The following is a 15,103-nucleotide window of genomic DNA, read 5'->3' on the forward strand; positions in this document are numbered from 1 at the left end:
TTCTATTTATCGCAAAAGTGCGGTTAATTTTTTAGCACTTTTTATTGTGTCGCTTGGATTGCTGTGAGCGCAATGGTGTAAACGATATCATCAACTAATGCACCACGAGATAAATCGTTTACTGGTTTACGCATACCTTGTAGCATTGGACCAATAGACACTAAGTCTGCTGAGCGTTGTACCGCTTTATATGTGGTATTACCTGTATTTAAATCTGGGAAAATAAATACAGTCGCTTTACCAGCAACAGGTGAATTTGGCGCTTTAGATTTCGCAACATCTTCCATTACCGCAGCATCATATTGTAACGGACCATCAATTAATAAATCAGGGCGTTTTTCTTTTGCAATACGTGTTGCTTCTTTCACTTTTTCTACATCAGCACCTGAGCCTGATGTACCTGTTGAATAAGAAATCATCGCTACTTTTGGATCAATACCAAATGCTTTTGCAGAATCAGCAGATTGGATAGCAATTTCAGCAAGTTGTTCAGCTGTAGGATCTGGGTTTACCGCACAGTCACCATAAACTAGCACTTGATCTGGTAACAACATGAAGAAAATTGAAGAAACAATTGAGCTACCAGGTGCTGTTTTGATAATTTGCATTGGTGGACGGATAGTATTGGCTGTAGTATGCACCGCGCCAGAAACTAAACCATCAACTTCATTTGCTTCTAACATCATGGTTCCAAGAACAACGTTGTCTTCAAGTTGTTCACGAGCAGAAGTTTCAGTCATTCCTTTTGCTTTGCGAAGTTCAACTAAACGATTAACGTAGTTTTCACGAACAGAAGCAGGATCAATTACAGTAATGCCTTTACCAAGTACCACATCTTGTGCTTCAGCAACACGTTGTACATCCGCAGGGTTTGCTAAAAGTACACATTCTGCAATACCACGTTCTGCACAAAGTACAGCTGCTTTAATTGTACGAGGTTCATCACCTTCAGGTAGTACAATGCGTTTTTTAGCTGCACGAGCTAATTCGGTTAATTGGAAACGGAATGCTGGAGGTGATAAACGACGAATACGAGAAGATTCACCAACGATTTGGTTAATGAAATCAGTATCAAATTGTTGGCTAGTGTATTGTTTGATGTTTTCAATACGTTCTTTGTCGTCAACAGGGACTTCTAAATTGAAACTTTGTAGGCTGAGCGCTGTTTGCCAAGTATTGCCTTCAATACGGAAAATAGGTAAACCTGAGGTCTCAAAAGCGCGTTGGCATAATTTATTGATTTGGTTATCAATTTTATAACCACCAGTTAATAAGATACCGCCAAGTTCAATACCATTTGTTGCAGCAAGCGCTGCTGCTGTTAATACATCAGGGCGATCCGCGGAGGTCACTAATAAGCTACCAGTACGGAAATGCTCAACCATATTTGGTAAGGTACGAGCACAGAAAGTAATGCCACGAATACGGCGTGTTTGGCTTTCACCTTCATGAATAATAGATGCGCCTAAGTGTTTGATTAAATCTACAACACGACTTGCCACAAGCTCGGTATTCCAAGGAATACATGCAAGCACTTTAATTGGGCTGGTTGCAAATAAGCGATAAACCTCGCCAGCTTGATTATGGCTATGTTGGAATGAGTCGAAAATTTCAGTTAAATCAGGGCGTGTGCGACCAGTGTCATCAACTGGAGCATTGAATTTATTGATAACCACACCAAGTAGGTTAGGGTTTGATTTACCACCAAAAGACGCTGCCGCTGCTTCAACGCGTTCTTTTAATTCCGCAGGAGTATCTGTGGATGGTGCTACCACTAAAATTATTTCTGCATCTAATGCTTGAGCAATTTCATAGTTAATGCTGTTTGCATAAGAATTTTTACGTGTTGGGATTAAGCCTTCAACAATCACAATATCATTGTCTTTAGCTAATTTTTGATGGCGTTCAACCACTTTTTCTAATAACACATCCGTTTGATTTTGACCGATTAAGTTTTCTGCTTCACTTAACATGAATGGTTCAGCGGTTTCAATACTTGTGCTGGTACGAACGATAGAAGTTGTACGGTCTAATTTATCTTCGCCAGTATTGGGTTGAGAAATTGGTTTTAGGAAACCAATTTTGCTGCCTTTTTGTTCCAAAGCTTCGATTAAACCTAGACTTACACTAGTTAAACCAATGCCACTGCTAATTGGAATAAGAATAATAGTTCTGGACATAATTTTTCCTAAGTTTGAGATAAAAAAGAAACTGCCGATATCTATCGGCAGCTTATTCTATTTGATTAGAAGCAAAGACCTGCAGTGTCTTGTGCAATTACTAATTCTTCGTTAGTTGGAATTACCATAGCAACTGGTGTGTTATCAGCTGTAATAATACCTTCATTACCAAAACGCGCTGCTAAGTTTTTATCATGATCTAATTGGTAACCGAATAATTTTAAGTGACCTAATGCTTTTTCACGAACAAGGGCAGAGTTTTCACCAATACCACCAGTGAATACGATTGCATCTAAACGATCACCAATAACCGCCATGTAAGAACCGATATATTTCGCTAAACGGTAGCAGAATACATCTAAAGCACGTTTTGCTGGCTCTTCTTTGTCGTAGTTATCTTCTGCATAGCGGCAGTCACTAGTAATTTGAGTTAAACCTAATAAACCTGATTTTTTAACTAAGGTTTCTTCAATTTGTTCAACAGACATGCCTAATGATTTATGCATATAGAAAATAATTGCTGGATCTAAGTCGCCTGAACGAGTACCCATGACTAAGCCTTCTAATGGCGTGAAACCCATAGAAGTATCAATACATTCACCATTGCGGATTGCAGCAACAGAAGCACCATTACCTAAGTGGCAAGTAATTACATTGATTTTATCTGCTGGAATACCTAAACGATCTGCAACTTCGCGGCTAACGAAATAGTGGCTTGTACCATGCATACCATAACGGCGAACACCTTTTTCTTTATATAATTCGTATGGCAATGCATATAAGAATGCTTGCTCAGGCATTGTTTGATGGAATGCAGTGTCAAATACAGCAACGTTATTATTTTTTAAATGTGGGAAAGCTTTAAATGCTTCTTGGATACCGATTAAATGAGCAGGGTTGTGCAGTGGCGCAAATTCTGCTGCTTCTTGAATACCTTGAACAACTTCATCAGTAATCACAACTGATTTAGTGTATTTTTCGCCGCCATGAACAATACGGTGACCGATCGCAGCAATGCTGTCTTTTAATTCTTGCGTTAAGATATGAGAAACAATGAAGTTTAATGCTTCACTGTGCGCAGCACCTGCGCCTAAATCTGCATTACCTTTTTCGCCATTTAATTTCCATTTGATACGTGCTTCTGGAAGATAGAAAGCTTCAGCTAAACCTGATAATTTTTCTTCGCCAGAAACAGGATCTAAGATTGCAAATTTTAATGATGAACTACCACAGTTTAAGATAAGAACTAATTTTGACATAAATTAACCTATTATGTAGGGTTGAAATTAAAATGTATTCAGCTCAATTTAAGCTGAACAGAGGTTGAAAACCATCTTGCCGCATAGGATACACTTTTCAGGCTATAAAATAAATTATTAAGCATGGAAAAATGTCAATTTCTTCAAAAGAAATTGATAAATTCAATATTTTTTGAAAAGTGCGGTGTAAAATTTCGTCGTTTTTGCTACATCAGAGATCATTAATGTAACCTAAAATGGCTTTTGTTAACTCAACATAATGACCTTTAAAGCGATGACTGAAATTCAGTAAATAATAAAATTGATATATAAGTTTACGCTCTGCATAGCCATCATCTAGGGGGAACACTTGCTGATAGCTTTGGTAAAATGCTTCAGGGAAGGGTTCAAATAATTCACTAAACGCCAAATCACATTCACGATCGCCCCAATAACAAGCAGGATCGTAACTATATATTTGATCTTTCACTTTAGCGCAATTTTCAATCCATAAGTTACCATGTAACAATGAGGGTTTCGGTTTATGTTTAGCAAGTTTTTTCGCGATCATTGACACGATTTCATCAATATTGCCAAAGTCCAATCCCTTTTCATGACAAATCTGTAATTGCCAACCGATACGTTGTTCTGCAAAAAAGGTTGCCCAATTATTGTGCCACGCATTTGGTTGATGGACGGGGCCTAACCAAGTATCAAAATCTAAACCATAACATTCAGGTCCCTGTACTTGATGTAATTGTGCTAATTCCTTGCCGAATTGAGCAAAATCTTCTTCATCATCTTGTTCAATTGACAAAGCTTCTAATAATAAGAAACTGTGATTTTGCGAACAACCGACCGCATAAGCTTGAGGCACTTTAATGGTATGTGTTTTTGCTAATAGCTCAAGTTGATCTGCTTCTGCGCGGAACATCGAACGATAGGATTTCTCGTTACATTTCACAAAAACGGGTTGCAAACCGTCATTAATCATCCAAGCTTCGTGCATTTCGCCTGTGTGAACTTTGTCTTTTTCTTTAATGTGATAATAAGCACCAAATTGATCTGCTAGTACTTGAGAAACGGATTTCCACATAATTACCCCCTTAAAATAACACGCAACTAGGATTAACTTGATATTAAAGGAATTTTTGTCAATAATCTGTGATGAAGTTCAAATTATAGAAAGAAAAAGGAGAGAATATGCAACTTTATGTTTATGATCATTGCCCTTATTGTATTCGTGCCCGCATGATTTTTGGACTGAAAAATATCCCATTCGAAAAACGCGTTTTATTAAATGACGATGAAACGACACCAATTGGATTAATTGGTAAAAAAGTTGTGCCAATTTTAGTGAAAGAAGATGGCACCGCCATGCCAGAAAGTTTAGATATTGTGCGTTATGTAGATACGCATTTTGGCTCGCCAATTTTATCGGAACAAGTTCGCCCCGCATTAGAGCAAGCAATGAAGAAAATTGGCAGCTATTATAATCATTTATTACTGCCTCGTTTTATTCAATTAGGTTTACCTGAGTATGGCACTGAAAGTGCGGTGCAATATTTTGTGAAAAAGAAAACGGACTTTATCGGGGATTTCGCTGAGAATTTATCGAACAGTCAGCAATATATCGATCAATTACAGCAAGATCTTATTGAACTGGGTAACTTGATTTTGGCTGAAGATAAAGCCAATGGCGAACAACTTTCTTTTGAAGATATTATGCTTTTCCCAATGTTGCGTAATTTAACTTGCGTGAAAGGATTAACATTCCCAACGCATGTTAAAAATTACATTAATACAATGGCACAACTAAGCCAAATAGATCTCTATTGGGAGAACGCTATTTAAGTTTTCAAGCTCACAAAAATTGTGTTAAAATGCACCGCACTTTTGCTCACACATTGTAGGTGTATATCAAAAGTGCGGTGCGTTTTGACGCACTTTATTTAATTAATTTAAATAGTCTTTATTATTGAATTAAAGTAATCTTATAAATCAATTCCGCAATAGTTTGTGCCTGCATTTTCTCCATAATATGTGAACGATGTACTTCCACTGTTCTTATAGAGATATTGAGTGTTTCTGCAATTTGTCTATTAATTTGTCCTTGTAATAATAAATTTAAAATTTCAATTTCTTTATTACTCAATTGCTGATAACAAGTTTGAATGTGGTGACGTTGTGTATTGGCTAGCGTTTTTTCTGTTGCTAATTTTAACGTAGCCTGTAATTGTGAAAACTGAACAGGCTTTTGTAAGAAGTCCACTGCACCTTGTTTTAAGCCTTGTACGGCCATTGAAACATCAGCATAAGCAGTCATGATAATGACTGACATAGTGCTTTGTTTTTCACATAAAAATTGATGTACTTGTCTACCATCAAGCTCAGGCATATTCATATCTAAAATGACTATGGCTGGCTCGAAGTGTGATGCGTTTTCGATGAATTCTTTACTCTTCGACCAAGTTTTCACTTGATATCCTGCTTGTTCAAGTAAAAAGCGAGTAGCATCCAAGACATTAAGATCATCATCTACTAAATGGATCTGCATTTTTCCTCCTTCACCAAAGTTAAAATCACCTCGGCGCCTTGTTTATCTTGGCGATTTTGTAGGTGAATATCACCTCCAATAGTGTGAATTAAACGTTGACATAATACTAAACCTAAGCCTAAACCTTGATTTTTACTGCTACGAAAAGGTACGAAAGGAAAACGTAACTCAGTATCACTAAATCCGGTACCGTTATCTAAAATATGGATGTTAATTTTTTTATATGAAGGATTAACAACAATATGAATTTGACTTGAATGTGCTTGTGAAGCATTTAATAAACAGTTACATAAAATTTGTTCTAATAGAGTAGGTTGTATTCTTATTTTTAATTTTTCAGGGCAACTCAATTGTATTTTACTCATAGCGCTATGTTGCAATGTCATAAAATGGATTGTGCGTTGCAAAAATTTTTTCAGCTCAATACACTCTATATTTTCATTATTTTTTCTTTTTACCCAATCCATCAAATTACGAATAATGTCGGCTGTTTTATCCACTTGGTTAAGGATCTTATCTAAAATTTCCATAGACTTTTTATCTTGTTGTAGTTGTGGTAGATATTTAACGCCCTCGACATACATTCTAATGGCAGATAAAGGTTGATTAATTTCGTGGGCAATGCCTGCGCTCATTTCGCCTAAAATACTTAAACGATCTGCTTGAATAAGTTGTTGTTCATACTGACGCATTTCCTCGTAAGCAGTTTGTAGTGCCTTGCTTTTACGATAAATTTGAATCCTAATCCAAAGATAATTTAATATTAATAATAAGACGATGATAATGATCCAAAATCGATATTGATAAAACCAGTAGCGTAAGCTATCCCATAAATTTTGTTGTGGATGTTTATGTAATTGGCGCAATAGGCTGTCTGCTTGACTGGTGGAATAAGGCGGTGTCCATTGTGGTAAGTGCGGTGGAATTTCACTGAGTAATAGACGAACTAACTGCGCTGCCAGTGATTCTGGCACTTGTGGCATGGCAGCCAGCGACCAATTAGGCAGTAACACCGTGCTAGCAAGGCAATCTAGATCATTCGTTTTACTGTCTAATAAACGGAAATTTTCACTTTTAATTGTCCCTTCTTTCACTAATTCCTCAAAAATACAAACGGGAACAATGGCGCCATCTACTTTTTTCTCTTGTAGTAAAAGTAAAGTGTTATCAACCGGGAAACCAGTAAAAACAAGTTTAAAATCTTTATTTTCAATGAGTCCTTGTTGATAAAATTCGTTATAACCTAATAAAAACCCACCAAAGGCATTTTTTCCAACAGCGCTAATAGTATGAGATTTTAAATCTGACAGTTGCTTAAAATCGCTGTCTTGACGTACAAAAATAGCGCTACCAATTCTTCCTCGACTATGTTGACGAATTTGGCGAGGAGACATCAGAGTCACTAACCAACGTACCGTATTATTATTTTTTAAGTAAAAGAATTGAGCTTGATTCGTGAGAATAAAATCTACACCTTGTGCTTGCTCTTGTTCAAGATCGTTTAGATCGAGAGTGACAAGAGAAAAATATTGTTCAGGTAATTGTTGATTGAGCCAATCAATCCAAGGCTGCCATGTGGTGTGAGCATGAGAGACACCTCGTTGTGCTAATATGCCAATACGCCATTCCTGTGCGTATAGGATGCTAGGTAGTAAAGTACAGAACAAAATAAAGCTTTTCAAAAATAGACCGCACTTTTTCACATTTGTTTCCTTTTTTTGATAGAGATCAAATTCACTTATTTTTTATGTGGAAAACCACAATGGTTTTCTTAGTTAGATTACTGAACAATACGTGAAAAAAAATGATAACTCAATGGAATTATATGGGGAATGATACAAGGGGGAGGAAATGCAAGTAACAAAACGGACTTTTTTGAAAAGTTTATCTGCTTTAACTGTGGGGCAGGCTTTTATTCCTTTCAGCCAAGCTGAAAGTCAATTTCAACCTAAACGGCGTGCAGGTAATGAAAAACATCGTTATGCTATGTTGATCGATTTAAGACGTTGTATTGGTTGCCAATCTTGTACAGTGAGCTGTGCTGTAGAAAATAACATTCCAATTGGACAGTTTCGTACTACTGTTCGTCAGTATGAAGTGAGCTATGCACAACAAGTGAATAATGTGTTGTTACCTCGCTTATGTAATCATTGTGATAATCCTCCTTGTGTGCCCGTTTGTCCTGTACAAGCTACTTATCAGCGTAAAGACGGGATTGTAGTGGTTGATAACAAGCGTTGCATTGGTTGTGCTTACTGCGTGCAAGCTTGCCCTTATGATGCGCGTTTTATCAATGAGGAAACTAAAACGGCAGATAAATGTACATTTTGTGCCCATCGCTTAGAAGTAGGATTATTACCTGCTTGTGTGGAAAGTTGCGTTGGTGGTGCGCGTATTATCGGCGACCTGCTTGATCCCAATAGCCAAATTAGCCAAATGGTAAAAGAATTTAAATCTCAACTTAAAGTACTAAAACCTGAATCAGGCACATTACCTCAAGTATTTTATTTAGGACTTGATGATGCCTTTGTGAGCCAAGTGCAAGGGCAACCTATGTTATGGCAAGGAAAGGAGGCATAGTATGACTATTCGTGAAATTCTTGTTGAACCACAGGGTGTTACATGGTTACCTTGGGCTGTAAGTTATTTTTTCTTTATTGGACTATCGTTTTCCTCTGTATTTATTGCTTTTTTTCTTTATCAGCGTGAAAAGCACATAAGTAAAGAATTTATAGCGATTGGCGTTGCGTTGGTTTGTGCTTTTGTTGCATCTATAGCTTTAATAGCTGATCTGCACCAACCAAGCCGTATAATAAATTTTTATTTACATCCAACACCTTGGTCATGGATGGCATGGGGCGCTTTATTTTTACCATTCTTTATTTTCTGTCTATTAACCTATTTTGTTTGTTTATTGCGTCAAGTTATCCCCATGGACATATTGCCGAAGTGGTTACACGTGCTTTATAAAGGGCAATTGAATTTACCTCGTTGGGTATCAGTATGTCGTCTTTCTAGTCTGATATTGGGCTTATTAATCTTACTTTATACCACCATGGAAGTATTTGTTGTGGCTGCTCATCCATTATGGCATCAGTATTGGTTAATGCCATTGATTTTATTTAGCGTTCTACCAACTGCCAGTATGCTTTGTGAATTTTGTATTCAGCTCTGCTTACCTACGCAGACGTCAACTTTATTACATCGTATAAACTTAGTGAGTTTAGTACTTTTAATCTGTTCGATAATTGGTCTCTATTTCTTCTCAAATCAGACCGCACTGCAGCTCACTCAACTTTGGCAGTCTAGTGGTTTACCTTTAATAATTTGCTTGTTGATTGGCCTATTAATGCTTTTTGTAAGCTTACCAAATAATTTCATCACTCGTTTACTAAACTTATTGATGGCTGTAGGTATGACTTGGCTCGTGCGTTGGGTGCTGCTCATTCAAGTGCAATTGTTATCTAAATATAGTGCAGCCATTCATCCATATACATTAAATTGGGAAGTGGATGGCATTATCGGCATATTGGCTATGTTCAGTTTATGGTTTTTTATTACCTTTGTATTCTGGCAATATGTTTATAGACAACTTTACTTACAGAATGGTGTGCAATCGATGGTAGGGGGACAATATGAATAAGCAAAAAAGAAATTTGTTAAAAGGTGGGTTAGCGGTGGGCACAGCCACTGCATTTTGTGCGGGCTATGTCCCTAAATTAAAAGAAATTGCCGTAGGTCTTACAAAAGGTACTTCGGGAGAAGTAACAAAAGATGCTATTTATGGCAATGCCTTAACTCCTGAATATCAAGTTAAAGATGGACAACTGATTGGTAATAATCAACAAGTTGTGTGCAATACACAATGTATGGGTTGTTGGACATTATGTGGTTTACGTGTACGCGTGGATGTCGAACAAAATAAATTGTTACGTATTAACGGCAATCCTTATCATCCACTTTCTGCCGAAAAATATATCAATTTTAATCAACCAGTTCGTGAGGCAGAGTTAAGCGTAGCAGGGGAAAATGGATTAGTGCAACGCTCAACGGCTTGTGCGAGGGGTTCTGCATTTTTAGAAGGTATCAATAGCCCTTATCGTATAACTCAACCTTTAAAACGCGTCGGTAAACGTGGAGAGGGGAAATGGCAAACTATCAGTTTTGAACAGCTTGTTGACGAAGTTGTCAATGGAGGGGATTTATTTGGTGAAGGTCATGTGGAGGGCCTAAAGTCAATTCGTGATTTAAAAACCCCTGTGGATCCGATAAATCCAGAGTTTGGTGCGAAAGTAAATCAGTTAATGGTTACTTTCGCAGGTCCTGAAGGACGGCAACCTTTGCTTAAACGTTTTGCTAATAACAGTTTTGGTACCATTAATTTTGCTTCTCATGGCTCTTTTTGCGGATTATCTTATCGTGCAGGTTCTGGAGCATTTATGAATGATTTAGATAACAATGCTCATGCGAAACCTGATTGGGATAATGCCGAGTTTATTTTATTTATGGGAACATCGCCAGCTCAAGCAGGAAATCCGTTTAAACGTCAGGCAAGACAATTAGCAAAACAACGTACGGAAGATAATTTTGATTATGTCGTCGTGGCACCACGTTTAGAATTAAGTTCTATTAAAGCTACGGATAATAACCGTTGGATTCCTATTATACCTGGGACGGATCTTTCTTTATCATTAGCTATGTTACGTTGGATTATTGAGAATGAACGCTATAATGCAGACTATTTACGCATACCAAGTGAAACAGCAATGCAGCAAGTAAATGGTGCCAGCTTTTGTAATGCCACCCATTTATTTATTGCCGATCAAACAGATAAAAATTATGGAAAAGCCCTTCGTATTCAAGATTTACAAGATGTTGCAGAACCTGAAAAAGCGGAAGATGGCGATATTATGGTTAAAGACGGTGTCAGTGGTGAATTTATCCCATCGCGTCAATGTCAAAGTGCGGTACTTTTTGTGGACGATTTGGTTCAGTTGAAAGATGGCAGAGAAATCAGAGTAAAATCCGCTTTGCAATTATTAAAAGAATCTTGTTTTGAACAGCCCCTTGAAACCTATGCCGAGCAGTGCGGAGTGCCAGTTGATACTATTATTCAATTGGCCAAAGAATTTACTTCTCATGGTCATCGTGCCTCAGTAGTTACCCATGGTGGAACCATGCATAGTAATGGATTTTATACTGCGTGGGCTATTTTATTGCTCAATGCAATGGTGGGCAATATGAATAAAAAAGGCGGCATGAGTATGTCTGGTGGCAAATTTAAAGATTTTGGTGGTGGTCCTCGTTATGATTTAGCCAATTTTGACAATATGGTCAAACCGAAAGGTATTAATTTAGCACGCAGTAAAAAGTCGTATGAAAAATCTTCTGAGTTTAAACGTAAAGTTGAACAAGGGCAGAATCCTTATCCTGCAAAAGCAGCTTGGTATCCTTTTGCAGGCGGGCAAATGTCTGAAATGATTACCTCTGCTTTACAAGGTTATCCTTATTCCCTTAAAGCATGGATTAGCCACATGAGTAATCCATTGTATGGGATGACGGGAATCCATCATATTACAGATGAAAAACTGCGTGAACCGAAAATTTTACCGCTATTTATTGCGGTGGATGCCTTTATGAATGAAACTACAGCAATGGCAGATTATATTGTGCCAGATACGCATAACTTTGAAAGTTGGGGGTTTAGTACACCTTGGGCTGGCGTGCCAACTAAAACAAGTACAGCTCGTTGGCCTGTGGTAGAGTCAATAAATGGAAAAACTGCAGATGGTGAAACCATCTGTATGGAAAGTTTTATTATTGCCATTGCGAAAGCCATGAACTTAGCAGGGTTTGGTGACAACGCAATTACAGATAAACAAAAAAATTACTATCCATTGAATCGCTCTGCAGACTTCTTTTTACGTGCTGCTGCTAATATTGCCTATGATGGTAAAGAGCCGGTAAACGATGCTTTACCCGAGGACTTATTATTGACAGGAGTTCAGCGTCTGATGCCACAATTTGAGCAGATCTTAAAGCCCGAAGAAGTGATGAAAGTAGCAAATATTTATTGTAAAGGGGGACGTTTTGCTCCTTATCAAAGTGCATGGCAAGAAGACAATATGCAAGCCAAATGGAAAAATTGTTTGCAAATTTGGAATGAAAAAGTAGCTACTGCAAAACATGCACAAACAGGTAAGCATTATCATGGTTGTCCAACCTATTTTGAACCACAATTTGCTAATAATAGTACGGTTGAAAGTCGCTATCCATTAGCACAATGGCCATTTAAATTGGTTTCATTTAAATCCAATTTAATGAGCAGTATTACCGCACCTTTATTAAGACTACATAGCATTAAGCCTGATGGCATTGTTGCCATGAACGAACAAGATGCACAGCAATATGGATTTAGTCATGGCGAATTAGTGCAATTAGCCACACCAGGTGGACAACAGCATGTTCAGATCATCCTCATTGAAGGCGTGATTAGAGGCACTATTGCCATTGAGCATGGTTATGGCCATAAACAATTGGGGGCTACAAGCTATGTGATTGATGGTAAAGAAATTCAAGGTCATACTCAAATTAAACGTGGCGTGAATATCAATGCTCTTGGGGTGTTGGATGATACTAAAGAAATTGCATCACCTTGGGTAGATTGGGTATGTGGTTCAGCTGTAAGACAGGGGATTCCTGCTAAATTAACGAAATTGACTTAATTTACAGCTTAATTTTTCACTCTGTTTTTATTTAATTACATTAATAAAATGGCACAACTAAGCCAAATAGATCTCTATTGGGAGAACGCTATTTAAGTTTTCAAGCTCATAAAAATTGTGCTAAAATGCACCGCACTTTTGCTCACACATTGTAGGTGTATATCAAAAGTGCGGTGCGTTTTGACGCACTTTTTTATTTATCATTAGTTTAGAAATCAACAAGTAACCTCTCGTATGGGTTACCACTGTAAAGGAAAAATTATGCCAATTATTACCCTTCCAGACGGCTCTCAACGCCAATTCGATAATCCTGTTTCAGTTTTAGAAGTTGCCCAAAGCATTGGGGCAGGGCTTGCCAAAGCAACCATCGCAGGGCGTGTGAACGGCGTGCGTCGTGATGCCTGCGACATTATCAGCGAAGATGCTTCTCTGGAAATTATTACTGCAAAAGATGAAGACGGTTTAGAAATTATCCGCCACTCCACTGCCCACTTGCTCGGTCACGCTATTAAGCAACTTTTCCCTGATGTGAAAATGGCAATCGGTCCGACTATCGACAATGGCTTTTATTATGATGTGGATTTAGACCGTTCTTTAACGCAAGAAGATATTGATGCCCTTGAAAAACGCATGCTAGAACTGGCGAAAACCAACTATGATGTGGTAAAAAAAGTGGTTAGCTGGCAAGAAGCCCGTGATACCTTTGAACGCCGTGGCGAGCCGTACAAAATGGCGATTTTAGATGAAAATATCGACCGTTGCGACACGCCAGCACTTTATCATCACGAAGAATATACCGATATGTGCCGTGGGCCACACGTTCCCAATATGCGTTTCTGCCACCATTTCAAATTGATGAAAATCGCAGGGGCGTACTGGCGTGGCGACAGCAAAAACAAAATGTTGCAACGTATTTACGGCACCGCGTGGGCAGATAAAAAACAATTAAGCGAATATTTAACCCGTTTGGAAGAAGCGGCAAAACGTGACCACCGTAAAATCGGTAAAGCCTTAGATTTATATCATATGCAAGAAGAAGCACCAGGTTTGGTGTTCTGGCACAACGACGGCTGGACGATTTTCCGTGAGCTAGAAACCTTCGTGCGTACCAAACTCAAAGAGTACGATTATCAGGAAGTAAAAGGTCCGTTTATGATGGACCGTGTGCTGTGGGAAAAAACAGGTCACTGGCAAAACTACGGCGATTTAATGTTCACCACTCAATCAGAAAACCGTGAATATGCAATCAAACCGATGAACTGCCCAGGTCACGTTCAAATCTTTAATCAAGGCTTGAAATCTTACCGTGATTTGCCAATTCGTATGGCAGAATTTGGTTCTTGCCACCGTAACGAACCGTCTGGTTCTCTGCACGGCTTAATGCGTGTGCGTGGCTTCACTCAAGACGATGCTCACATTTTCTGTACCGAAGAACAAATCGAAAGCGAAGTAACAGCCTGTATCAAAATGGTGTACGACATTTACAGCACCTTCGGCTTCCAAAACATTCAAGTGAAACTTTCCACTCGCCCTGAAAAACGTATCGGTGCGGACGAAATGTGGGATCGTGCGGAAGAAGGCTTAGCAAATGCTTTACGCCACAATGGCTTGGAATACGAAATCCAAGAAGGAGAAGGGGCATTCTACGGGCCGAAAATTGAATTTGCCTTGCGTGACTGCTTAGATCGTGAATGGCAATGCGGTACTATCCAGCTCGACTTCGCCCTACCAGGTCGCTTAGATGCGTCTTATGTGGCGGAAGACAACGGTCGCCGGACTCCTGTAATGATCCATCGTGCGATTTTAGGTTCTATCGAACGTTTCATTGGTATCATCACCGAAGAATACGCTGGTTTCTTCCCAGCGTGGCTTGCACCAACTCAAGCTGTGGTTATGAACATCACCGACAGCCAAGCGGATTACGTGCAAAACGTGGTGAAAGCCTTGTCTGATGCTGGCTTGCGAGTGAAATCGGATCTTCGTAACGAAAAAGTAGGCTTCAAAATCCGTGAACACACCTTACGCCGTGTGCCGTATATGCTCGTTTGTGGCGATAAAGAGATCGAAGCGGGCAAAGTGGCAGTGCGTACTCGCAAAGGTGCAGATCTCGGTACCTTCACAATTGCAGAATTCACCGAAATGCTCAAAAAACAAGTGTATTCTCGTGAATTGAAATTGTTTGGCGAAGAGTAAATCCTCTTTATCTGTAAAAGTGCGGTTAATTTGACCGCACTTTTTTATAATAAGATTTTATCTAAAAAAGTGACTATTTATTACAAAATAATCTAATTATATTGCGGATATTTTAAATGCATTGATTGACATCTAAGATATTTATGGTAATTATTAAATGTACTTGCTTACAGGATTTAGCAAGTACATTTTTTTATATTTTTAACTTAT

At 38.4% G+C, this 15,103-nt stretch carries 10 protein-coding genes; 5 read left to right on the forward strand and 5 right to left on the reverse strand.

Annotated features, from left to right (window positions below; translation table 11 throughout):
• Positions 1-41 precede the first annotated feature (41 nt).
• The 3 genes from pta to ACT2CV_RS02755 form a co-directional block, all read right to left on the reverse strand.
• Positions 42-2,180: a phosphate acetyltransferase gene (gene pta / locus ACT2CV_RS02745; RefSeq protein ID WP_464972551.1), complete on the reverse strand. Its 2,139-nt coding sequence runs from the start codon at positions 2,178-2,180 to the stop codon at positions 42-44.
• A gap of 65 nt (positions 2,181-2,245) precedes the next feature.
• A complete protein-coding gene (locus tag ACT2CV_RS02750; RefSeq protein ID WP_464972550.1) occupies positions 2,246-3,439 on the reverse strand; it encodes an acetate kinase in 1,194 nt (397 codons plus the stop codon).
• A gap of 211 nt (positions 3,440-3,650) precedes the next feature.
• Entirely contained in the window at positions 3,651-4,514 is an 864-nt protein-coding gene (locus tag ACT2CV_RS02755; RefSeq protein WP_464972549.1) for a fructosamine kinase family protein, read from the reverse strand.
• A gap of 107 nt (positions 4,515-4,621) precedes the next feature.
• On the opposite strand from ACT2CV_RS02755, the gene grxB reads away from it, so the two are divergent.
• On the forward strand, positions 4,622-5,272 hold the full coding sequence (gene grxB, locus ACT2CV_RS02760) for a glutaredoxin 2 (protein ID WP_464972548.1): 651 nt from the start codon (positions 4,622-4,624) through the stop codon (positions 5,270-5,272).
• A 121-nt stretch (positions 5,273-5,393) separates the two neighbouring features.
• Here grxB and ACT2CV_RS02765 read toward each other — a convergent pair whose 3' ends face one another.
• Together ACT2CV_RS02765 and ACT2CV_RS02770 are read right to left on the reverse strand one after the other, a co-directional pair.
• On the reverse strand, positions 5,394-5,975 hold the full coding sequence (locus tag ACT2CV_RS02765; protein ID WP_464972547.1) for a response regulator: 582 nt from the start codon (positions 5,973-5,975) through the stop codon (positions 5,394-5,396).
• Positions 5,960-7,678, reverse strand: coding sequence for a sensor histidine kinase (locus ACT2CV_RS02770; protein ID WP_464972546.1), 1,719 nt, complete (start codon positions 7,676-7,678; stop codon positions 5,960-5,962). Before ACT2CV_RS02770 ends, ACT2CV_RS02765 begins: the two co-directional genes overlap by 16 nt.
• A 148-nt stretch (positions 7,679-7,826) precedes the next feature.
• Here ACT2CV_RS02770 and ttrB point away from each other — a divergent pair, with 148 nt between their 5' ends.
• The 4 genes from ttrB to thrS all read left to right on the forward strand — a co-directional run bounded on the left by ttrB (position 7,827) and on the right by thrS (position 14,893).
• On the forward strand, positions 7,827-8,555 hold the full coding sequence (gene ttrB, locus ACT2CV_RS02775) for a tetrathionate reductase subunit TtrB (protein WP_464972545.1): 729 nt from the start codon (positions 7,827-7,829) through the stop codon (positions 8,553-8,555).
• Position 8,556: 1 nt separating this feature from the next.
• The gene (nrfD, locus tag ACT2CV_RS02780) at positions 8,557-9,618 is read left to right on the forward strand and encodes an NrfD/PsrC family molybdoenzyme membrane anchor subunit (RefSeq protein WP_464972544.1); all 1,062 of its coding nucleotides are present in this window, start codon (positions 8,557-8,559) and stop codon (positions 9,616-9,618) included.
• Complete coding sequence (locus tag ACT2CV_RS02785) at positions 9,611-12,700, forward strand: molybdopterin-dependent oxidoreductase (protein WP_464972543.1); 3,090 nt, start codon at positions 9,611-9,613, stop codon at positions 12,698-12,700. The genes nrfD and ACT2CV_RS02785 overlap by 8 nt, the downstream gene beginning before the upstream one ends.
• 261 nt (positions 12,701-12,961) lie before the next feature.
• Entirely contained in the window at positions 12,962-14,893 is a 1,932-nt protein-coding gene (gene thrS, locus ACT2CV_RS02790) for a threonine--tRNA ligase (protein WP_464972542.1), read from the forward strand.
• Positions 14,894-15,103: the final 210 nt, after the last annotated feature.

The organism is Reella acinonychis, from assembly GCF_052384575.1.
Lineage (GTDB): Bacteria > Pseudomonadota > Gammaproteobacteria > Enterobacterales > Pasteurellaceae > JBQSUQ01.